The organism is Yersinia rochesterensis (assembly GCF_003600645.1).
Lineage (GTDB): Bacteria > Pseudomonadota > Gammaproteobacteria > Enterobacterales > Enterobacteriaceae > Yersinia > Yersinia rochesterensis.
On the sequence record NZ_CP032482.1, the window covers coordinates 4,107,928 to 4,129,524 of the forward strand.

Below are 21,597 nucleotides of genomic sequence, written 5' to 3' on the forward strand. Positions count from 1 at the left end.
GCGCTACATTTAAAGATTTATTATTGGTTCCTCAGAACTGACTCGCAACAATACCCTGACTAAGGTAACAACTTGACAGCACCTATTGACTCTGTAATTTACGCGCTATATAGTCCCTCTCGTACCAATGAACCAAGGTACAACTTGATAGGCACATAGGGTAGGAAACTATGCCTTTGTAGCCGACAGATATTCGGGATAACCCGCCTTAATGGCGGGTTATCTCGTTTTAGAGACTAGGTCATTGCAGTGTTTTTAACGCTTGCGCCCACCAGTAATTGACCCCAAAACACCACGCAAAATTTGTCGGCCCAGATCGCGCGCCATACTTTTGGCGGCAGTCTGGACAATACCATCGCGCTTGCCGCCACGCGGCCCGGTAGAGCCAAACAGCAAATCATTCAGCCCATCCATCAAACCGCCGCCGTGAGCATCTGGTTGCTGAGGTGCCGCCTCCCTACCCGAAGCCGCATCCCCCAAGGTTGAGGAGCCACCGGCAGACAATTTCTCATAAGCTGACTCGCGATCCACCATCTCTTCATAGCGGCCATATAGCGGCGAATGATTAATGGCGTGATTACGTGCAGTGGCATCCAGCGCGCCCATTTTGGATTGTGGGGCAATCACCATGGCACGCTCAACAATATTGGGCCGCCCTTTCTCATCAAGGAAAGAAATAAGTGCCTCGCCGACACCCAGCTCAGTAATCGCCTGTTCAGCACTGAATGCCGGGTTCGCGCGCATGGTTTGCGCAGCGGATTTCACCGCCTTTTGATCCCGTGGAGTAAAAGCACGCAAAGCATGCTGCACACGGTTACCCAATTGGCCGAGGATTTTATCGGGAACATCCAATGGATTTTGTGTCACAAAATAGATGCCGACCCCTTTTGAGCGAATCAACCGCACCACTTGTTCAACTTTATCCACCAGCGCCGCCGGGGCATCAGTGAATAATAAATGGGCTTCATCAAAGAAAAAAACCAATTTTGGTTTATCGACATCACCGACTTCCGGCAGTTGCTCGAACAGTTCGGCTAACAACCACAGCAGGAAAATGGCATAGAGTTTAGGTTGATTAATCAGCCGATCAGCGGCCAATAGATTGATAACACCTTGCCCATTACTGTCAGTTCGCATCAAATCGTGAATATCCAGCATCGGCTCACCAAAAAATTGATTAGCACCCTGCTGTTCTAAGGTCAGTAAACCGCGCTGGATAGCGCCTACCGAGGCGGGCGTAATATTGCCGTATTGGGTGCGGAACTGCTTGGCATTGTCGCCAACGAATTGCACGATGGCGCGCAAATCTTTCATGTCTAACAGCAGCAAATTATTGTCGTCGGCAATTTTAAACACTAATTGCAGTACGCCACTTTGCACTTCATTGAGATCAAGCAGACGCCCCAGTAGCAGCGGGCCAAGATCAGAAATGGTGGCCCGGATGGGATGGCCTTTTTCAGCGAAAATATCCCAAGGTACAATCGGGCAAGCTTGGGGTTGCCAGTCAGTGACGCCAATTGCCGTCAGTCTTGCTTGCAGTTTTTCTGATTCAATACCTTCCGCGCCAATACCGGATAAATCGCCTTTCACATCGGCCAGAAATACCGGTACGCCAATACGGGAAAACTGCTCAGCCATTTTTTGTAATGTGACCGTTTTACCGGTACCGGTCGCGCCGGTAATCAGCCCATGACGGTTTGCCAATGCCGATAAAATCACTAAATCCTGTGCTGGCTGCGCCTTCGCGATAAGCAATGCTTCACTCATGAACCTTTCCCCCAAGCTAAGACAGATAATTGATTATATGCAACCTGTTGATTAATTTCTGATGGGATGGGATTTTTAGGAGATAAACCAGCTTTCGGGGATGAAAGCTGGTTGCAGCAATTAAGGTAAAACTTTCGCCGACAGAATGGTGATAGGTTTCACTGGCACATTCTGATACGGGCCAACGTTTTCAGTCTGAACCTGGGAGATTTTCTCTACCACATCCATCCCCTTAACCACTTTACCGAACACGGCATAGCCAAAATCGCGCTGGCCGTGATCGAGGAAAGCATTGTCTGCCACGTTGAGGAAGAACTGGCTGGTGGCGCTGTCTTTATCTGCGGTGCGGGCCATGGAGATAGTGCCACGCAGGTTACGCAAGCCGTTATCCGCTTCATTTTTGATGGGGGTTTTAGCCGTTTTTTGTTTGAAATCGGCTGTAAAACCTCCGCCCTGAATCATAAAACCGGGGATAACGCGGTGGAATATGGTGTTGTTGTAATAGCCGTTGTTGACATAATCAACGAAATTCTGCGTTGAAACCGGTGCCTTCTGGCTATTGAGTTCCAACTCAATATTCCCAACCGACGTCGTTAACAACACATGAGGTTCACCGGCAGCCAAAGCAGCGGGTGCCACGGCGCTTAGAGAGCAAAGTGCGATGAAGGTCACTAAAGTACGTTTAAACATTAACGGTTCCTTTCTGTGGGATGCGAACAACGGAAAAACGCTTTGATTCTAAAGACCTGACCCACGCAATGCCACCCATTTACGGTTATTTATGTTACAGAATGCGCATTTTCGCTGAAAACTCACCGCATCAGCAGTGAAATAGCGTAATGGCGATTAATTAATCATATTAACCCCTCTACCAAATCCTAGCCGACAGTGAAATTCTGTAACCGGGATCACGTCTTGCTTATTTTCTTACTCTCAAACTGCCATTTTTGCGAGCAGCATCCCATTTTGTTTTTGGTTAATCGTTAGTCTTTCCTCTCAAATGAGAGCGCTCTCATTTCTAATTTATTCATTTGGAGGCCAAATATGAAAACCTTTAAAATTACCATTATTGGTGGCGGCAGTAGCTATACCCCAGAATTAGTTGATGGATTAATTCAGCGGATTGACCAGTTACCGGTCACGGAACTGGCGCTGGCTGACGTCGAGTTAGGCCGTCAAAAAGTGGAAATTATTGCTGCACTGACCCGCAGAATGCTGGATCGCCACGGGCTGGAGCGCGTGAAAGTTAGTGTTCACTTCTCCCTGGATACCGCAATCGAAGGTGCCAGTTTTGTTCTGACACAATTCCGGGTTGGCCAACTCCCAGCACGGGCAGCAGATGAGCGCTTGGGTCTGAAATATAACTTGCTCGGGCAGGAGACGACTGGCGTCGGCGGTTTTGCCAAAGCGCTACGCACTATTCCGGTAATGCTGGATATTGCGGCTAAAGTTGAGAAACTGGCACCAGATGCTTGGATAATTAATTTTACTAACCCCGCCGGTATCGTCACCGAAGCGGTAACCCGCTATAGCAAAGCGAAAATTATTGGCCTGTGTAATGTTCCAATCAGCATGCACCACATGATTGCAAAACTACTGGATGCGCCTTATGAAGATATCCAACTGCGCTTCGCCGGGCTTAATCATATGGTGTGGGTGCATGAAGTATTGCAGCAGGGTAAAAATGTCACCGCAGATGTGCTGAACATGCTGTGTGACGGCGCTTCACTGACCATGAACAACATCAAGGAAGCACCATGGCCGCCGGAATTTCTGCGGGCAATGGGCGCAATTCCTTGCCCATATCATCGCTATTTCTACCAGACTCAAGATATGCTGGCAGAAGAGCAGGCCGCTGCCGCTGAACGTGGTACCCGCGCAGAGCAGGTGATGCAGGTAGAAAAAGAGTTATTTGATCTGTACGCTGACCCCCATCTGGACAGCAAACCGGAGCAATTGAGTTTCCGGGGCGGATCATTTTATTCTGAAGTAGCACTGGAACTTATTCGTGCAATTCATAATAATTTAGGAACGCAACTTGTAGTGAATACCACAAACCGTGGTGCGATTCGTGGCTTGTCTGATGGTTCCGTGGTAGAAACCAACTGTATTGTTGATGCACAAGGTGCTCATCCGCTCACTTTCGGGCCTTTGCCGGTGTCAATGCACGGGCTAACTCAGCAAGTCAAAGCCTATGAGCGCCTGACGATTGAAGCGGCAGTTCACGGTGATCGCCGCAGTGCTCTGCTGGCATTAGTGACCAATCCGCTGATTGGCAACGCCAGCATTGCTCAGCCACTGCTGGAAGAGGTTTTACAGGTCAATAAACCTTACTTGCCGCAGTTCGCAGATTTGTAACATTAACTCATTTTATTACCCACAGTAATTGGAGTTGCAGTTCCCCCTGCAACTTCAAATATGAAAGGGACTGGAGCAAGATGATGGTCACACTGGAAGACGTCGCGGTATTAGCCGGGGTTTCCCGCGCTACAGTATCCCGCGTGGTCAACGGTGATACCAATGTCAAAGCGCAGACGCGCGAAAAAGTCGAACAGGCGGTCGCGGTATTGGGCTATACCCCTAACCCTGCCGCACGGGCACTGGCCTCCAGCCAAAGTCATACCTTGGGGCTAGTGACCACCTCTTATCGCGGCGGCTTTTTTGGTGCATTGATGGATTGTGTCCAAACTGAAGCTGAATCTCAGGGTAAACAGCTATTAGTCACTCAAGGGCGGGATAATGCAGATAAAGAATGGCAAGCTATCCAGCGCCTGTATAACTTACGCTGCGATGGTTTAATCTTGCATGTCCGTTTTCTCAGTGATGAGAAGCTGCATCAGTTGGCAGCGGCTGGGCGCTCATTTGTGTTATTGGATAGGCTGGTTCCCGGTCTGGAAGCCCGTTGTGTTACTTTTGATCATCGTCGCGCCAGCCAAATGGCAGCACAGGCATTGATTGATGCCGGCCATCGCCATATTGCTTGTATCAGTGGCTCCGCACAGCGCCATTCCAGTGAATTACGCCGTCAGGGTTTTCTTGATGCTATGCAATTAGCCGGTTTAGAGCCGGTGGCCTGTGTAGAAGGGGTTTATGACTTGGAAAGTGGTCATCAGCGCGCCGATGAAATCCTCAGCCGCCCCAATCTCCCCACCGCCATTTATTGTTGCAACGAAGAAATGGCCATCGGCGCTTTGTTGGCTATCAATAAGCACCATTTACAAGTACCGCAGGATATTTCATTGCTTTGCTATGACAGCGGCGAACGCGCCCCATTTGTCCGCCCGGCCTTGACCAGCTTGCATTTCCCCATTGTAGAAATGGCGCGACATGCAACTCAATTGCTAATTAACCCGTTGATTCCCAACGCCAGTTTCCCACCGGCGATTATCATGCGCGAGTCAGTTATGCCGCCCAAGAAGTAGCTTTTCTGCCAACTCATACAGTACCCGACCACCTTCCTTGCTATCACGACGCTTACTACCACGATACTTACTACCACATCCGTCTTAGTCGCGCTCAAAGCGCGCTCACATCCCGGTCATATTCAGAATATTTATCCTCTGGCTCACTCCCGAACTGTGACACATCACAATTATTATCAATGACATTTCATAAATTACATTAAAAGTTGAATGTAAATCACAAAAAATCACTATGCCTATGCTAGGATCCGCGGCCTCAGTAGTGAAACTGGTTTGAACGCTTTCTATAAATGTTCTTACTATTATTGTTTAAATATTATGCTGACACAGGCCCCATCTATGAATAACAGCAATCGCCTTCGACTCACTTGGATCAGTTACCTTTCATACGCGCTGACCGGTGCGTTAGTTATTGTCACCGGGATGGTGATGGGAAATATCGCAGAGTATTTCAATCTGCCTATTGCCAGTATGAGTAACACATTCACTTTCCTTAACGCCGGTATTTTGATCTCTATCTTCCTGAATGCTTGGTTGATGGAAATCATTCCATTAAAACGTCAGTTAGTGTTTGGTTTTATTCTGATGTTAATTGCTATTGCCGGATTAATGGTTGGCCATAATCTGATGGTCTTCTCCATCAGCATGTTCATTCTAGGGGTTGTCAGCGGGATAACTATGTCGATCGGGACATTCCTGGTCACCCATATGTATGAAGGGCGTCAGCGCGGTTCTCGCCTGCTGTTCACCGACTCATTCTTCAGCATGGCTGGGATGATTTTCCCGGTCGCCGCAGCAATGCTGCTGGCGCGCCATATTGAATGGTACTGGGTTTATGCTTGCATCGGCCTACTGTATGTCGGTATTTTCGTGCTGACATTGTGCTCTGAATTCCCGGTTCTTGGCCACAAAGCCACTGACCAGAGCAAGCCGGTGGAGAAAGAAAAATGGGGCCTTGGCGTATTATTCCTGGCGATTGCTGCACTGTGTTATATCCTCGGCCAACTCGGTTTCATCCAGTGGGTGCCGGAATATGCCACCAAAAACTTCAACATGGATATCAATCAGGCGGGCCAATTGGTCAGTAACTTCTGGATTTCCTACATGATTGGGATGTGGGCATTCAGCTTTATCCTGCGCTTCTTTGACCTACAGCGCATCGTGACCATACTGGCTGCGCTGGCGACATTGGCGATGTACATGTTTGTCAGCACCAATAACCCAGAGCACCTGAGCTACTACATTCTGGCGTTAGGTTTTGTTTCCAGTGCTATTTACACCACCTTGATTACATTGGGTTCACTGCAAACCAAAGTGTCTTCGCCAAAACTGGTGAACTTCATTCTGACCTGCGGCACCGTCGGCACCATGCTGACTTTCGTGGTCACTGGCCCGATTGTGGCTAACAGTGGTGTTCATGCCGCGCTGGCAACCGCCAATGGTTTGTATCTGACCGTGTTTGTGATGTGTCTGATTCTGGGCTTCTTCACTAAGCACCGCAGCCACGGCCATACAACCAACTGATTTAGCTGTTTTATTGCCCTGCCGCCATCTCGGTTGCAGGGCAATCACTGTTTTTTTATTTAAAGCTAACTATTTCTTCCTGCCCTAAATATATCCGACTTTCTGTCGGTTGCGTCTTGGCGATCACCACGCCATGGCGAATAGAATAATGCACCGGTACCTGTCGCCGTACAGCATCAAAACCATTGTCGGCGGGCAGAATAATCACGTTAGCGCTATTCCCCGGCTGCAAACCATAATCCGACAAATTCAACGTTCTGGCGCTGTGGGTGGTGATCAAATTCAGCCCATCATTGATTTGGCCATAGCCCATCAACTGACAGATATGTAATCCCATATGCAGCACCTGCAACATATTGGCGGTGCCCAGTGGATACCACGGGTCGAACACATCGTCATGACCGAAACAAACATTAATCTCTGCCGCCAGCATCTCTTTCACCCGAGTAATACCGCGCCGCTTGGGATAAGTGTCAAAGCGCCCTTGCAAGTGAATATTTACCAGCGGGTTAGCAACAAAATTAATGCCGGACATTTTCAGCAGACGGAATAACCGCGAGGTATAAGCGCCATTATAAGAGTGCATCGCCGTGGTATGGCTGGCGGTCACCCGTGCGCCCATGTTCTCCCGGTGCGCCAATGCCGCCACCGTTTCGACAAAGCGCGACTGTTCATCATCAATTTCATCACAATGAACATCCACCAGCCGCTGATATTTCTGCGCCAATGCAAAGGCAATATGCAGCGATTCGACGCCATATTCACGAGTAAATTCAAAATGAGGAATCGCGCCAACCACATCAGCGCCTAGCCGCAGCGCCTCTTCCAGCAGTGCGGCCCCCTCGGGATAAGAGAGAATTCCCTCTTGTGGGAAGGCCACAATCTGCATATCCACCCACGGACTGACTTCTTCTTTGACTTCCAACATCGCGCTCAAAGCGGTCAAACTGGGGTCAGAAACATCAACATGGGTGCGAACATGCTGAATTCCATTGGCTATTTGCCATTTTAAGGTTTGCCAGGCGCGCTGTTTAACATCCTCGCGAGTCAGTAGCGCTTTGCGCTCAGCCCAGCGCTCAATGCCCTCAAACAAGGTGCCGGATTGATTCCAACTGGGCTGCCCGGCAGTTTGAGTGGTATCCAGATGAATATGCGGCTCAATAAATGGCGGCAAAGCCAGCCCACCTTGTGCATCCAATATCCCCTCACCGGCGACGGTCTGCTCCGGTTGTGGCGCAATCGCGGTGATTTTGCCGTCTGCAATGGTTATCTGCCACAGCCCCGTTTGCCCACTAAGGCGGACATTATTGATAGTGTTTAATAAATGAGGGGTTAAAGATTTGCCCGCCATAAAGGCCTCCATGATTGTTTTTCATTATTACCCTTTAGCTTACCCGACCCATCTCCCCTCGCCCGATTTTCTTTTAATAAAACACCGTTTTATTTTAATAAATCAAAAAACCAAAACTGAAACCATTCAGCTAAACATGAATGAAATCCACAACTTATAAAAAACGTTAAAAATCAGCCATCTACCACCTTAGAGGTATATAGGGAGCAAATTGATTTACATCAATAAGTGCGCCGTGCGGAAGATTAAGGTGAGGGTAGAAAATTAAAAATTGAGGCAAAAATGAGCAAAGTCAAGCTTGCCATCATCGGCAACGGCATGGTCGGCCACCGCTTTATTGAAGACTTATTAGATAAAGCAGATAAAGACCAATTTGAGATAACCGTATTTTGCGAAGAACCGCGCATCGCTTATGACCGGGTTCATCTTTCTTCTTATTTCTCCCACCACACTGCGGAAGAACTGTCACTGGTTCGCGAAGGTTTTTATGAAAAGCACGGCGTCAATGTGCTGGTCGGCGAACGCGCGATTACCATCAATCGTAAAGAGAAAGTCATCCATTCCAACAGCGGCCGTACTCTGTATTACGACAAGCTGATTATGGCGACGGGCTCTTATCCGTGGATCCCGCCGATTAAAGGCAGCGAAGGGCAAGATTGCTTTGTTTACCGCACCATTGAAGACTTAAATGCCATTGAAGCTTGCACCCGTCGCAGCAAACGCGGGGCGGTGATCGGCGGCGGGTTATTAGGATTGGAAGCGGCTGGCGCACTGAAAAGCCTCGGCGTTGAAACTCATGTCATTGAATTTGCACCCGTATTGATGGCTGAACAGCTTGATCCCATGGGCGGTGACCAACTGCGCCAGAAGATTGAGCGCATGGGCGTCCGAGTTCACACCGGCAAAAATACGCAAGAAATTGTCCATAGCGGGCAAAACAGCCGCAAAACTATGCTGTTTGCTGATGGTTCGCAGCTGGAAGTCGATTTTATCGTCTTTTCCACCGGCATCCGTCCACAAGACAAACTGGCCCATCAATGCGGTTTAGCCACAGCACGCCGTGGTGGTATTGCTATCAATGATAATTGCCAGACCTCTGATCCGGATGTGTACGCCATTGGCGAATGCGCATCATGGCAAGAGCGGACTTTCGGACTGGTTGCGCCGGGTTACAAAATGGCGCAAGTGACCGCCGACCATTTATTGGGCCGTGAAAATGCTTTCCACGGCGCGGACATGAGCGCCAAGCTCAAACTACTGGGGGTAGATGTCGGCGGAATTGGTGATGCCCATGGCCGCACTGAAGGCGCGCGCAGTTATGTCTATCTGGATGAAAGTAAAGAGATTTACAAGCGTTTGGTAGTCAGTGCCGACAACAAAACCCTGCTCGGGGCAGTGCTGGTGGGCGATACCAGCGATTACGGCAATCTGCTGCAATTGGCACTGAACAATATTGAGCTACCGGAAAATCCAGACAGTCTGATTTTACCGGCTCATGCCGGTAGCAAACCGGCGATGGGGGTCGACTCCCTGCCGGACAGTGCGCAAATCTGCTCCTGTTTTGATGTCACCAAGGGCGATATTATTCAGGCTATCGGCCAGGGCTGCCATACCGTGGCGGCGCTGAAATCGGCTACCAAAGCCGGTACCGGCTGCGGCGGCTGTATTCCACTCGTCACCCAAGTGTTAAATGCCGAACTCAGCAAGCAAGGTATTGAAGTTAATCATCATTTATGTGAGCACTTTGCCTATTCGCGCCAAGAGCTATACCACCTGATTCGCGTTGAACAGATTAAAAATTTCGATGCCTTGCTGGAAAAATACGGCAAAGGTTACGGCTGCGAAGTCTGTAAACCGACGGTCGGCTCACTGCTGGCATCCTGCTGGAATGAATATGTCTTGGAACCGCAACATACCCCGTTGCAAGACACCAACGACAACTTCCTCGGCAATATCCAAAAAGACGGCACTTACTCGGTTATCCCGCGCTCACCGGGTGGGGAAATCACCCCTGACGGCTTGCTGGCCATAGGCCGCATCGCCAAAGAATATAATCTCTACACCAAACTGACTGGCTCACAGCGCGTCGGGATGTTTGGCGCGCAAAAAGACGACCTGCCCGCTATCTGGGCGCAGTTGATTGAAGCGGGCTTTGAGACCGGACACGCCTATGCCAAAGCCCTGCGCATGGCAAAAACCTGTGTCGGTAGCACCTGGTGCCGCTTTGGCGTGGGTGACAGCGTTGGCTTTGGTGTGGCGCTGGAACACCGTTATAAGGGCATCCGCACACCACACAAAATGAAATTTGGTGTCTCCGGCTGTACCCGTGAATGTTCTGAAGCACAGGGCAAAGATGTCGGGATTATTGCCACCGAAAATGGCTGGAACTTGTATGTTTGCGGTAACGGCGGCATGAAACCTCGTCATGCGGATTTACTGGCAGCGGATCTGGACGAAGAAACCCTGATGCGCTATCTCGACCGCTTTATGATGTTCTATATCCGCACCGCCGATAAGCTGCAACGCACCTCGGTGTGGCTGGAAAGTCTGGAGGGCGGCATTAATTACCTGCGCGCCGTTATTCTCGACGACAAACTGGGCATTAATGATCAGCTCGAAACTGATATTGCCCGTCTGCGCGACAAAGTCGTCTGCGAATGGAAAGTCACCGTGGAAAACCCTGCGGCGCAAGTCCGTTTCGCCCACTTTATCAACAGCCCGCTGCGCGACCCCAATGTACAAGTGGTGCGCGAACGCGACCAACATCGCCCGGCCCGCCCGGAAGAACGCATCCCAGTCCGGATGCTGGAACTGGAGGAAAACCTATGAGCCAGTGGATCCCACTTTGCCCATTAAATGACATTTTGCCCGGTAGCGGCGTATGCGGTCTGATTGGCGAGCATCACGTCGCGGTCTTCCGGCCTTATACCGACGAACATGTTTTTGCTATCAGCAATATTGACCCCTTTGCTCAGGCCAGCGTGTTGTCGCGTGGATTAATTGCAGAACATCAAGGTGACTTGTGGGTGGCTAGCCCCCTGAAAAAACAGCATTTTCGCCTGCATGATGGTTTATGTCTGGAAGATGAATCTCGCTCAGTGACCCATTACGACGTGCGGGTTCGTGACGGCATAGTGCAAGTCAAAGCGTAATAGATAACGGGTTCTGGCAAATGCCGGATGCTGATAAAAATAACTTCAATTATCCCCAAGGATATTGGCGTCGCAGCAAACACTGCTGCGGCGTCGAGAGCTAGGGGACTGGGATAGAATATGTATACAGACACCATCAACAAATGCGCGGCCAATGCGGCCCGAATCGTCAAACTGGCGAAAGAAAGCCCGCTGGGCTTTTGGATTGGTTCGGCAATGGCCGGTGCCTATGTCGGCCTTGGCATTATTCTGATTTTCACACTGGGTAACCTGATTGACCCGGCTTACCGCCCATTAGTGATGGGAGCCACCTTTGGTCTGGCGTTGACCTTGGTGATTATTGCCGGCTCTGAATTGTTTACCGGTCACACCATGTTCCTGACCTTTGGTGTCAAAGCCGGCACCATCAAATCCAGCCAAATGTGGGCAGTTTTACCACAAACCTGGCTGGGGAATTTGTTGGGTTCTGTTTTTGTCGCCCTGCTCTATTACTACGGCGGCGGCAATTTGCTGTCCGTTGACACCAGTTTGGTACACACCGCGGCGCTGGCAAAAACCTCTGCGCCCGCTATGACCTTATTCTTCAAGGGTGTATTATGTAACTGGCTGGTTTGTCTGGCAATCTGGATGGCAATCCGCGTAGAGGGTGCTGCCAAATTCATTGCCATCTGGTGGTGTTTGCTGGCCTTTATTGCCTCTGGTTACGAACACTCAGTGGCCAATATGACCCTATTTGCGTTGTCGTGGTTTGGTCATCACAGTGAGGCTTATACCTTAAGCGGCATCGGCCACAACCTGTTATGGGTCACACTGGGCAATACCTTGTCAGGCGCGGTGTTTATGGGGCAGGGCTACTGGTATGCCACCCCACGGGAACAACGCCCACAGCCAGCGGCCATCAATGCGCCACAAGCAGTGCAAGAGTGAGTTATACGAGGTCGATTGATAGCTCAGTGAGTGAAGAGTTTACCGCACCGAGGGGCACTCCGGCGACTTACGTCGCTACGACCCCAACGGCACGATTCCCCTTCAATTGACTTTATCAGCAGTCTGATACCCGAATTCACCAGCTCTTAGGGGCTGGTTTTACCCCCTAGCGGCCTCAACCTGAAGGATTGCCCATGGACTACTTCCCGATTTTCTGCCAACTGCAAAACAAAGCCTGCCTGCTGGTCGGTGGAGGTGAAGTGGCCGAACGCAAAGCCCGCTTGTTGCTGGATGCCGGTGCCGCCGTCACCGTCAATGCGTGCGAGTTTACGCCGCAGTTTCATGATTGGGCTGATGAGGGGCGGCTTTCTTTAGTCAGCAGCGAGTTTGTACCCGGGCTATTGGCAGAAAAATGGCTGGTGATTGCCGCAACGGATCAGGTGGCCGTCAATGCTTTGGTTTATCAAAGTGCCAATCAACAGCGGGTGTTCTGCAATGTAGTTGATGACCCGAAACGCACCAGTTTTATCATGCCATCAATCATTGACCGCTCTCCTATCATGATTGCCATCTCCTCGGGCGGTAAAGCGCCAGTATTAGCGCGATTGCTGCGAGAGAAACTCGAGGCCATGCTGCCACAGCATTTGGGGCAGTTAGCACAGTTAGCGGGCAATTTACGCCAGCGGGTGAAACAGCATTTTGCCGCCATGACTGACCGCCGCCGCTTCTGGGAAAAACTGCTGACCCACGACCGGCTGGCGCAATCACTGGCGAATGAGGATCAGGTGCAAGTCGAGCAGCATGTTGAGCAACTGTTCAATACGCCACTGTCTGACCGCGGTGAAGTGGTGTTGGTGGGGGCCGGGCCGGGCGATGCCGGTTTGCTGACATTGAAAGGTTTGCAGCAGATTCAGCAAGCAGACGTGGTGGTCTATGACCGGCTGGTGTCCGATGAAGTAATGAATTTGGTGCGCCGCGATGCCGAGCGCATTTTTGTCGGCAAAGAGTCTGGCCGCCATAGTGTTCCACAAGATCAAATCAATCAGATTCTTTTGCAGCAGGCGCAGCAGGGGAAACGTGTGGTGCGCTTGAAAGGCGGCGACCCGTTTATTTTTGGCCGTGGCGGCGAAGAACTGGAAACACTGGCAGATTACAATATTCCGTTTTCCGTGGTGCCGGGGATAACAGCGGCGTCTGGCTGCTCAGCCTACAGCGGCATTCCCCTAACTCACCGCGATCACGCCCAAAGTGTGCGGCTGATTACCGGCCACGCCAAGAAAGACAGTCAGTTAGATTGGGCCAATCTGGCGGCAGAAAAGCAAACTCTGGTGTTTTATATGGGGTTATCACAAGCGGGCGAGATTCAGCAGCAATTAATTCGGCACGGCATGCCAGCCACTACGCCAGTTGCTCTGGTCGAGAATGGCACCTCGCGACATCAGCGGGTAGTCAGCGGCGAACTGAGTCAATTGGCACTGCTTTCGCAGCAGGTCAGCAGCCCGAGCTTGATTATTGTCGGCAGTGTGGTCAGTTTGCGCAAAAAACTGAATTGGTTTTCCAGTGCGGAACACGGCAAAGCTGAGGTAAAGGAGCAAATTGAACAGGTGGGTTAAACTGAATTGACTCTGAAGGGGGAGAAATCCCCCTTCGACTGACGCACTGATTGATTCACTTACGGATGGGCAACAAAACCAATCGCTTCATACACTTTTGCCAGCGTTTCTTGTGCGCGAGCACGCGCCTTAGCCGCCCCGTCACGCATCACTTCCTGCAAGAAAGCTTCGTCTTCGCGATATTGATGATAACGCGCCTGTAGCTCGCTCAGCATGCCAGAAACCGCCTCCGCAACCGCACCTTTCAAATGACCATACATTTGGCCTTCAAACTGGGCTTCCAGCTCAGGAACAGACTGCCCAGTCACACCTGACAAGATATCCAGCAAATTAGAAACACCGGCTTTCTTCTCTGTGTCATAGCGGATAACCGCTGGCTCGTCAGAATCCGTCATCGCGCGCTTAATCTTTTTCACCACAGATTTCGGATCTTCCAGCAATTCGATGACATTATTGCGGTTGTCATCAGATTTGGACATTTTTTTGGTTGGGTCCTGCAAAGACATCACCCGCGCACCGGCTTTAGGAATAAACGGCTCAGGAATTTTGAAGATATCGCCGTACAGATTATTGAATCGGCTGGCAATATCACGGCTCAGTTCCAGATGTTGCTTCTGGTCTTCACCGACCGGCACTTGGTTAGTCTGATACAGCAAAATATCCGCTGCCATCAACACCGGATAATCAAACAAACCGGCGTTAATGTTTTCAGCGTAACGGGCTGATTTGTCTTTAAACTGGGTCATGCGGCTCAGTTCGCCGAAATAGGTGTAGCAGTTCAGCGCCCAGCCCAGTTGGGAGTGTTCTGGCACATGGGATTGAACAAAAATGGTGCTTTTCTTCGGGTCAATACCGCAAGCCAGATACAGAGCCAAGGTGTCCAGAGTTCTTTTGCGTAACAAGGCTGGATCCTGACGAGCCGTGATGGCATGCAAGTCAACAATGCAATAAATGCAATCATAGTCATCTTGCATTTGTACCCACTGACGCAATGCACCCATGTAATTGCCAATAGTCAATTCGCCGGACGGTTGCGCGCCGCTAAATACGATAGGTTTTTGTTTATCGGATACAGCAGATATTTCAGTGGGTTTACTCATTTTATGCTTCCTGATCTTTTAAAGATGGCAGCCCGAGAGCGGGCAACAGACAGGCAAAGTGCTCTAGCACGCAGTCGGGATGACTGGTGGCAATAGCTTCACCATAGTTATATCCATAGGTCAGCCCGACACAGGGGCAACCCGCCGCCTGCGCGGCCATAATATCATTACGTGAATCACCAACAAACAGCATTTCACGGGCATGCAAGCCAAGCTTAGCCAGCAATAAATACAAGGGCGCGGGATGGGGTTTCTTCACCACCACATCATCACCGCCAATGATGACGGAGAAATAATCGGCAATACCCAAGGACGCTAGCAGTGGGGCGACGAATGGCGTGGGCTTATTGGTAATCAGGCCCATCGGCAAACCACTGGCCGCCAACTGCGCCAATGTCGCTTTCACTTGCGGAAATAGCTGGCTGCCCTGCTCGACTGTCTGGGCGTAATAGTGGTCAAACAGTTCACGAGTATGTGCCACTAATGGCGCATCTGGCTCGCGACCCGCCCAGCGTAGCGCGCGCTCGACTAATACATCAGCGCCATTGCCAATCCAGGTTGAGACCAAATATTGGCCTGCGACCGGTAAATCTTGATGTGCCAGCGCCAGATCAATCGCGCTGGCCAGCCCCGGTGCGCTATCAACTAATGTGCCATCGAGATCAAAAGCCACACCGCGGATAGCATCAAATTTAGTCATGGGCAGATTTGGCCAATTCACTGCGCATGGCATCAATCACACTTTTATAGTCCGGCTGACTAAAGATTGCCGAACCGGCGACAAACATATCAGCACCGGCAGCCGCGATATCGCGGATATTATCCACTTTGACGCCGCCATCTACTTCCAGACGAATGTCATAGCCGCTGTCATCAATCAGCTTGCGCACTTGCTTCATTTTGTTCAGTGTTTCGGGAATGAAAGACTGCCCGCCGAAGCCGGGGTTCACCGACATCAGCAAAATAACATCCAGCTTATCCATCACATAATCAAGGTAGCTAAGCGGGGTGGCGGGGTTAAACACCAAACCCGCCTTGCAGCCACTCTCTTTGATGAGTTGCAAAGTGCGGTCAACATGCTCTGAAGCTTCAGGATGGAATGAAATATACGTGGCACCGGCTTTGGCGAAATCCGGGACAATACGATCGACCGGTTTCACCATCAGATGGACATCAATAGGGGCGGTAATACCGTAATCACGCAAAGCCTTGCACACCATCGGCCCGATAGTCAGATTAGGAACGTAATGATTGTCCATCACATCAAAATGCACAACATCAGCACCGGCAGCAAGCACCTTAGCGGTATCGTCGCCCAGGCGGGCAAAATCTGCTGACAGAATAGACGGGGCAATTAAAAACTTTTTCATCCGCTTCTCCAAACGTATCTCTTTGTTTTATGAGGTTTCAGCGTAACAAGCTTTTCTCACAAACCATGGGGTTTGAATCTTTACCGAGCGGCAGTTCCCGCTCAGCTATACAGCGCCAAAAGCTCGTTCACTTTACTACGGCCAAGGATATTACGGCTGATAGTTCGGCGCGCTTTGACCACATGCAGTGACGCCTGATGATACCAATCGCGCGTCAGCTCTGTGTCGTGATTAGAAATTAGAACCGGGATCTTATTTTCTGCTGATAGCTGGTAAGCCAGACGAGCCAGATTCTGTTGATCCGCTAAACCAAAATTACTGGTGTGATATGCCGTGAAATTAGCCGTCGCTGATAATGGCGCATACGGAGGATCGCAGTAAACCACCGCCCCGTGCACAGCTTTTAATAAAGTTTCCTGATAATGCTCACAAACAAAAACAGCATTTTGCGATTTTTCAGCAAACCAATACAGCTCATTTTCGGGGAAATAAGGTTTTTTGTAACGACCGAAAGGCACATTGAATTCACCGCTCAAATTATAACGGCACAGACCGTTATAACAATGGCGATTCAAATAGAGAAATAATAAAGCACGGCGATAGGTATCGGCACTGGCGTTAAACTCTTGACGCAGTTGATAAAAACTCTCGGAATTATTGAAATCGCCCGTGAATAAAACACGAGCATCCCGCACGAAGCCATCAGTGCGGTTCTTTACAATATTGTAGAGGTTAATGAGATCACTGTTGATATCGGCCAGTATGTAAGATTCATACTCAGTGTTAAGAAACACCGACCCCGCACCGACGAATGGCTCTATCAAGCAGTCTCCCGCTGGAAGATGGCGTCGAATGTCATCAACCAGCGGATATTTCCCACCAGCCCATTTTAAAAAAGCGCGGTTTTTCTTCATGCCGTCAGTTAGCTACTTAATAATTCAGAGCCGCAGATTGTACTCTGTTTCAGACAGCACATCAGCGCACAAATAAGAATGATTTATTTTTTAAGGTCTTGCTGTACTTGTTGTACAGGTTTAACCCACGGTTTTTTCGCCTGAACATCAGCGGGTAATGTGGCTATCGCCCTTTTAGCATCAGCAGAGGAGGCGTAATTGCCACTCACTAAGATGTACCAAGGCTTACCATCACGTTTAGTTTCATATACATGATAGTCAGATAGTTTTTGCTGCTTAGCATAGGCATTCAAGGTATCTGAGCGCGATGCGCTGCTCAGTTGTAACGTGAAGTGGCTACCAGGAGCATTTTTCAATGCGCTGCTGCTGCCAGCCGAACCTGACTTCGCCACCGCAGAAGCGGCTGGAGAGACGGCTGTTGTCGGATTTTTATGGCTAACAGCGGATGAATTCGTTGCTGATTGTTTAGTCGCTGCCGTGGCCTGTTTCTGCGTCGGATGAGTCATCGGTTCCCGTGCTACTGGCGCTTTGGCCCCTTTCGAGGTTGAAACGGTAGCTGGTGCCGTCGGCAGTGTGGAGGTCGGGCCGTCATTCATATTCTGAGACAGAGTATCGACCTGCCCCTGGGCCTGAGAAAGCGCATCAGACATATTCCCAGGCAATTCAACACGTTGAGTTGAATTATTGACAGAAGACTGCGGAGCGGCCTCGGTCGGTGTCGGAGAAATCGGCGGCACATTGATATCTTGTGGCTGAGCGGTATTTCTCACGCCATTGGCATCATGACCATCGGTGGTGTTATTTGCCACGGCTGGCTGAGTATTGCTGCCACTGGTCAGTGAAGATGAATCAGACAGATTAATATTTCGCGCAGCATCCACATTTGGATTTTGTTGCGATGCTTCATGCTCGGTCGGGGCTTTTAAGGCTGAACCAATGGCAATAATGATCAGCAGCAGCACTAAAATGCCAATACCAATCATCATATGTTGGCGTGAAACAGCAAGCTTAGGCCCAGTCGAGGACTTGCGGGCACGTGTTGGGCGACGGTCACTGCTATCTGGTTTCAGATCGTCTTCCGGCTTTAAATCATCCATCTAAACCCTCCAACTAGAGGCAAAAGCCTACCGCATTTATCATTGCAGTCCGGCTGATTGATTTTACTGACTGCTAACAAGCTAAAACGCCCGCAGCAAAGGAATATAATAAATATACTTATGCCATTTTCTATCACTGACAATCAGTGATAGACGCCAGTACCATATCATGTGCAACACCACCACGAACTTCTGACCGACCTATTGCGGTTGGCAATACCAGACGAAGCTCACCGGCTAGCACTTTTTTATCTCGCATCATGTGCGGCAGATAGGACTCTGGCGTCATTTCCTGCGGCCCGCTGACTGGCAGACCAGCACGTAAAAGTAGTTTCTTGATACGCTCAACATCTTGGTCTGAAAGCTGGCCTAATCGACGGGAGGTATGTGCAGCCATCATCATTCCGGCGGCAACTGCTTCCCCGTGTAGCCAGACGCCATAACCCATTTCAGCCTCAATAGCATGACCATAAGTATGACCCAAATTGAGTAAAGCGCGCATCCCGCTCTCTTCCCTTTCGTCGGCGGCAACAACATCGGCTTTCAATTCACAGCAACGGCGGATGCAGTAAGCTAATGCTGACATATCCAGTGCTAACAAAGCGTCAATATTGTTTTCCAGCCACTCAAAGAAAGCGGCGTCAAGAATGATACCGTATTTGATAACTTCGGCCAGCCCGGAAGCAAGCTCACGTGGAGGGAGGGTTTTGAGACAATCAAGGTCAACCACCACCGATGCGGGCTGGTAGAAAGCACCAATCATGTTCTTACCCAATGGGTGGTTCACTGCGGTTTTACCACCGACAGAGGAATCCACTTGAGAAAGTAAGGTGGTAGGAACTTGAATAAAGCGTACACCGCGTTGATAACAAGCTGCGGCAAAACCGGTCAGGTCGCCTACTACACCGCCACCTAGGGCGACAAGTGTAGTATCACGACCGTGCGGTTTTTCCAGAAGGGCAGAAAATACCTGCTCCAGAACACTCAGAGATTTATACTGTTCACCATCAGGTAAAATCACCTGATCGACTTTAATGCCGCTTTGTTCCAGCACTGCCCGGAGCGAATCCAGGTAGAGTGGCGCTAGCGTTTGGTTGGTCACCAGCATTACCTGGTCACCCGCTTTTAGCGGCTTAAAAGAGGCCGGATCTTTGAACAATCCAGCAGCAATCGTAATCGGGTAGCTACGCTCCCCTAACGTGACAGTAATCTTCTCCATGTCGCGCCCTGTAACCTTCTTAACTTACGCCCGCGGGCATTAGTAAAATGCTAAATCAGTTACTTTCCAGCATGTTGATAATCTGGTTAGCAACAACTTTCGCGCTTTGATCGTCAGTGCGGATGGTGACATCTGCAATTTCTTCGTACAACGGATTACGTTCTTTTGCCAGTGCTTCTAACACCTCACGTGGAGGCGAATCAACCTGCAACAACGGACGTTTTTTGTCGCGCTGTGTGCGGGCCAACTGCTTCTCGATGGTGGTTTCTAAATACACCACCACGCCACGGGCTGACAAACGGTTACGGGTTTCTCTGGATTTAACAGAGCCACCACCGGTTGCCAGAACAATGCCCTGTTTTTCCGTCAGTTCATTAATAACTTTTTCTTCACGATCGCGGAAACCTTCTTCGCCTTCCACGTCGAATACCCAGCCCACGTCAGCTCCGGTACGTCGCTCAATTTCTTGATCAGAGTCGAAAAACTCCATATTGAGTTGCTGAGCTAACTGACGACCAATAGTGCTTTTGCCGGCACCCATAGGCCCAACCAGAAAGATATTGCGTTTCTCTGCCATGTTTTTGGTATTACTAAGACTATTCGTTAATGATAACCCGCCCCGCCAATCAAATTAGCAACGGGACCTAAACTGAAACCTCATGAGCGATAGTGCGAGATCAGACTGAAAATTATCTCAGCACTTCTGGTAGTTTGGCAACCGAATAAATCGTTGTACACGTCGTGGGAGGGAAACCATACGTTTTTATCGGCGTATCAACGTTATTAAAAACCTCGGAGCTCAATTCGGTAACCCTTGTAAGCTAAATCGGGGGCAGCGTCAAATTTAGAAGCCTCCTATCACACAAAAAGTTGCAGAAAGTCACCAAGATTGGCCTGTTTTCATCAATCGGCACCTTTTGGGGCTCAAGTACCTATCAACCTTGGGGTGATAAAAATAACTAACTCCCGACGACTTTGTTGCTGGGCGTCCTGTTTAAACAGCCCCCCCAACCAAGGAATATCGGCCAACATAGGCACTTTATTAACACCTTGACTGTTTTTTTGCTGAAAAATCCCACCTAATACAATAGTTTCGCCGTTATTGACGGTTATTTGGGTTTTTATTTCCTGCTTATCGATTAGCAAAGTTTCACTATCACCACGTTTCATCGCCATTCCCGGCATATTATGGCTGATTTTTAAGTTTAAAGTAATTTTGCCATTACGCAGTATTTTTGGTGTGACCTCCATTCCTAATACCGCCTCTTTAAACTCAATCGTCGTCGCCCCTTTCTTCCCCCGCGAGACAGTATAAGGAATATCAGAACCTTGTTTGATGCTGGCGGTTTGCTGGTGTGAGGCTACTAAGCGCGGGCTGGCAATAATGTCGACCTGATTTTCTTGCTCCAGAGCGCTCAACTCCAGCTCCAGCAGCCGCCCTCCGATGCGGGCAACATTAAATCCAGCACTGACTGCGCTGGTAGGCAGCGGCAAATTGACATTAAAATCACTCATTCTCAGCGCGGATGTAGGTTGTGGCTCCCCCATTCCCCAACGTACGCCAAGCTCCTGCAAGTTTTCACGGCTGATGGTCACTATATGCGCAGCTAACTGTACTTGCTGTAAAGGCAAATCCATCTCTGCCAACCAGCTTTTCAATAATGCTAATGATGCGGAAGTATCACGAATTAATAATGTATTTGTACGTTTATCTACCACCACACTGCCCAGTGGAGAAAGTAACCCGCCCTCGGCCAGATTCAAGCTGTCCGCGACTTGTTCAGCATCCGCATATTGCAAAGCAAGGCTCAAATTACTGAGTGATTCTGGGCCAGCTTTTTGTTTAGCTTGCAGCCGCCTGTCCTCAATATCCTGTTCAGTGAAAACCATCATCACCGCCCCTTCGCGCTCGACTTTCAAGCGGCTCATGCGCAAAACGATAGCAAGTGCTTGTTCCCAAGGGACATCCACCAGCCGGAGACTAAGATTACCGCCAATATCTGCCGCAATGACCAAATTCAATTGCTGATAATCCGCCAGTGCTTGCAACACCATGGGGGCAGGAGTGTCTTGAAACTCCAGTGAGATTGGCGAGCCGCCTTTTGCATTAATGGAAAAGGGCATGGTAAGTAAGACACCGA

At 49.8% G+C, this 21,597-nt stretch carries 18 protein-coding genes; 7 read left to right on the plus strand and 11 right to left on the minus strand.

From position 1 onward, the window contains the following. Positions 1-255 precede the first annotated feature (255 nt). Together DXZ79_RS19220 and ppiA are read right to left on the minus strand one after the other, a co-directional pair. Positions 256-1,767 carry a helicase HerA-like domain-containing protein gene (locus DXZ79_RS19220; RefSeq protein WP_038637180.1) on the minus strand — a complete coding sequence of 504 codons (1,512 nt, stop codon included), beginning with the start codon at positions 1,765-1,767 and terminating at the stop codon, positions 256-258. Positions 1,768-1,887: 120 nt separating this feature from the next. Then, positions 1,888-2,457, minus strand: a complete 570-nt coding sequence (gene ppiA / locus DXZ79_RS19225; protein WP_025376626.1) for a peptidylprolyl isomerase A — start codon at positions 2,455-2,457, stop codon at positions 1,888-1,890. Positions 2,458-2,811: 354 nt separating this feature from the next. Here ppiA and DXZ79_RS19230 point away from each other — a divergent pair, with 354 nt between their 5' ends. The 3 genes from DXZ79_RS19230 to tsgA all read left to right on the plus strand — a co-directional run bounded on the left by DXZ79_RS19230 (position 2,812) and on the right by tsgA (position 6,713). Continuing rightward, positions 2,812-4,125, plus strand: coding sequence for a 6-phospho-beta-glucosidase (locus DXZ79_RS19230; RefSeq protein WP_038637184.1), 1,314 nt, complete (start codon positions 2,812-2,814; stop codon positions 4,123-4,125). An 83-nt stretch (positions 4,126-4,208) separates the two neighbouring features. Further along, entirely contained in the window at positions 4,209-5,189 is a 981-nt protein-coding gene (locus tag DXZ79_RS19235) for a LacI family DNA-binding transcriptional regulator (protein WP_038637187.1), read from the plus strand. Positions 5,190-5,528: 339 nt separating this feature from the next. Further along, on the plus strand, positions 5,529-6,713 hold the full coding sequence (gene tsgA, locus DXZ79_RS19240; RefSeq protein ID WP_038637190.1) for an MFS transporter TsgA: 1,185 nt from the start codon (positions 5,529-5,531) through the stop codon (positions 6,711-6,713). Between the two features lie 55 nt (positions 6,714-6,768). On the opposite strand, the gene DXZ79_RS19245 is transcribed toward tsgA, so the two are convergent. Next, positions 6,769-8,076: a cytosine deaminase gene (locus DXZ79_RS19245; protein WP_072089153.1), complete on the minus strand. Its 1,308-nt coding sequence runs from the start codon at positions 8,074-8,076 to the stop codon at positions 6,769-6,771. Positions 8,077-8,346: 270 nt separating this feature from the next. On the opposite strand from DXZ79_RS19245, the gene nirB reads away from it, so the two are divergent. The 4 genes from nirB (at position 8,347) to cysG (ending at position 13,756) form a co-directional block, all read left to right on the plus strand. Next, positions 8,347-10,893, plus strand: a complete 2,547-nt coding sequence (nirB, locus tag DXZ79_RS19250) for a nitrite reductase large subunit NirB (protein ID WP_038637195.1) — start codon at positions 8,347-8,349, stop codon at positions 10,891-10,893. Further along, positions 10,890-11,216, plus strand: a complete 327-nt coding sequence (nirD, locus tag DXZ79_RS19255; protein ID WP_038637197.1) for a nitrite reductase small subunit NirD — start codon at positions 10,890-10,892, stop codon at positions 11,214-11,216. Before nirB ends, nirD begins: the two co-directional genes overlap by 4 nt. Before the next feature lie 120 nt (positions 11,217-11,336). Continuing rightward, positions 11,337-12,143, plus strand: coding sequence for a nitrite transporter NirC (gene nirC, locus DXZ79_RS19260; protein WP_050291825.1), 807 nt, complete (start codon positions 11,337-11,339; stop codon positions 12,141-12,143). A gap of 194 nt (positions 12,144-12,337) precedes the next feature. Continuing rightward, positions 12,338-13,756: a siroheme synthase CysG gene (cysG, locus tag DXZ79_RS19265; RefSeq protein ID WP_038637201.1), complete on the plus strand. Its 1,419-nt coding sequence runs from the start codon at positions 12,338-12,340 to the stop codon at positions 13,754-13,756. Between the two features lie 59 nt (positions 13,757-13,815). On the opposite strand, the gene trpS is transcribed toward cysG, so the two are convergent. From trpS to hofQ, 8 genes are all read right to left on the minus strand, one after another. Further along, the gene (gene trpS / locus DXZ79_RS19270) at positions 13,816-14,856 is read right to left on the minus strand and encodes a tryptophan--tRNA ligase (protein ID WP_038637204.1); all 1,041 of its coding nucleotides are present in this window, start codon (positions 14,854-14,856) and stop codon (positions 13,816-13,818) included. Position 14,857: 1 nt separating this feature from the next. Beyond that, positions 14,858-15,556, minus strand: coding sequence for a phosphoglycolate phosphatase (locus DXZ79_RS19275; RefSeq protein WP_038637207.1), 699 nt, complete (start codon positions 15,554-15,556; stop codon positions 14,858-14,860). Further along, positions 15,549-16,226, minus strand: coding sequence for a ribulose-phosphate 3-epimerase (gene rpe / locus DXZ79_RS19280; protein WP_120011545.1), 678 nt, complete (start codon positions 16,224-16,226; stop codon positions 15,549-15,551). Before rpe ends, DXZ79_RS19275 begins: the two co-directional genes overlap by 8 nt. A 101-nt stretch (positions 16,227-16,327) precedes the next feature. Beyond that, positions 16,328-17,140 carry an adenine-specific DNA-methyltransferase gene (dam, locus tag DXZ79_RS19285; RefSeq protein ID WP_038637213.1) on the minus strand — a complete coding sequence of 271 codons (813 nt, stop codon included), beginning with the start codon at positions 17,138-17,140 and terminating at the stop codon, positions 16,328-16,330. Between the two features lie 83 nt (positions 17,141-17,223). Next, positions 17,224-18,237: an SPOR domain-containing protein gene (locus tag DXZ79_RS19290; protein ID WP_038637217.1), complete on the minus strand. Its 1,014-nt coding sequence runs from the start codon at positions 18,235-18,237 to the stop codon at positions 17,224-17,226. Between the two features lie 133 nt (positions 18,238-18,370). Next, positions 18,371-19,456, minus strand: a complete 1,086-nt coding sequence (aroB, locus tag DXZ79_RS19295) for a 3-dehydroquinate synthase (protein WP_038637220.1) — start codon at positions 19,454-19,456, stop codon at positions 18,371-18,373. 55 nt (positions 19,457-19,511) lie between these two features. Then, positions 19,512-20,033: a shikimate kinase AroK gene (gene aroK / locus DXZ79_RS19300; protein ID WP_004391482.1), complete on the minus strand. Its 522-nt coding sequence runs from the start codon at positions 20,031-20,033 to the stop codon at positions 19,512-19,514. 347 nt (positions 20,034-20,380) lie between these two features. After that, the gene (gene hofQ / locus DXZ79_RS19305) at positions 20,381-21,580 is read right to left on the minus strand and encodes a DNA uptake porin HofQ (RefSeq protein WP_072089165.1); all 1,200 of its coding nucleotides are present in this window, start codon (positions 21,578-21,580) and stop codon (positions 20,381-20,383) included. Positions 21,581-21,597 lie beyond the last annotated feature (17 nt).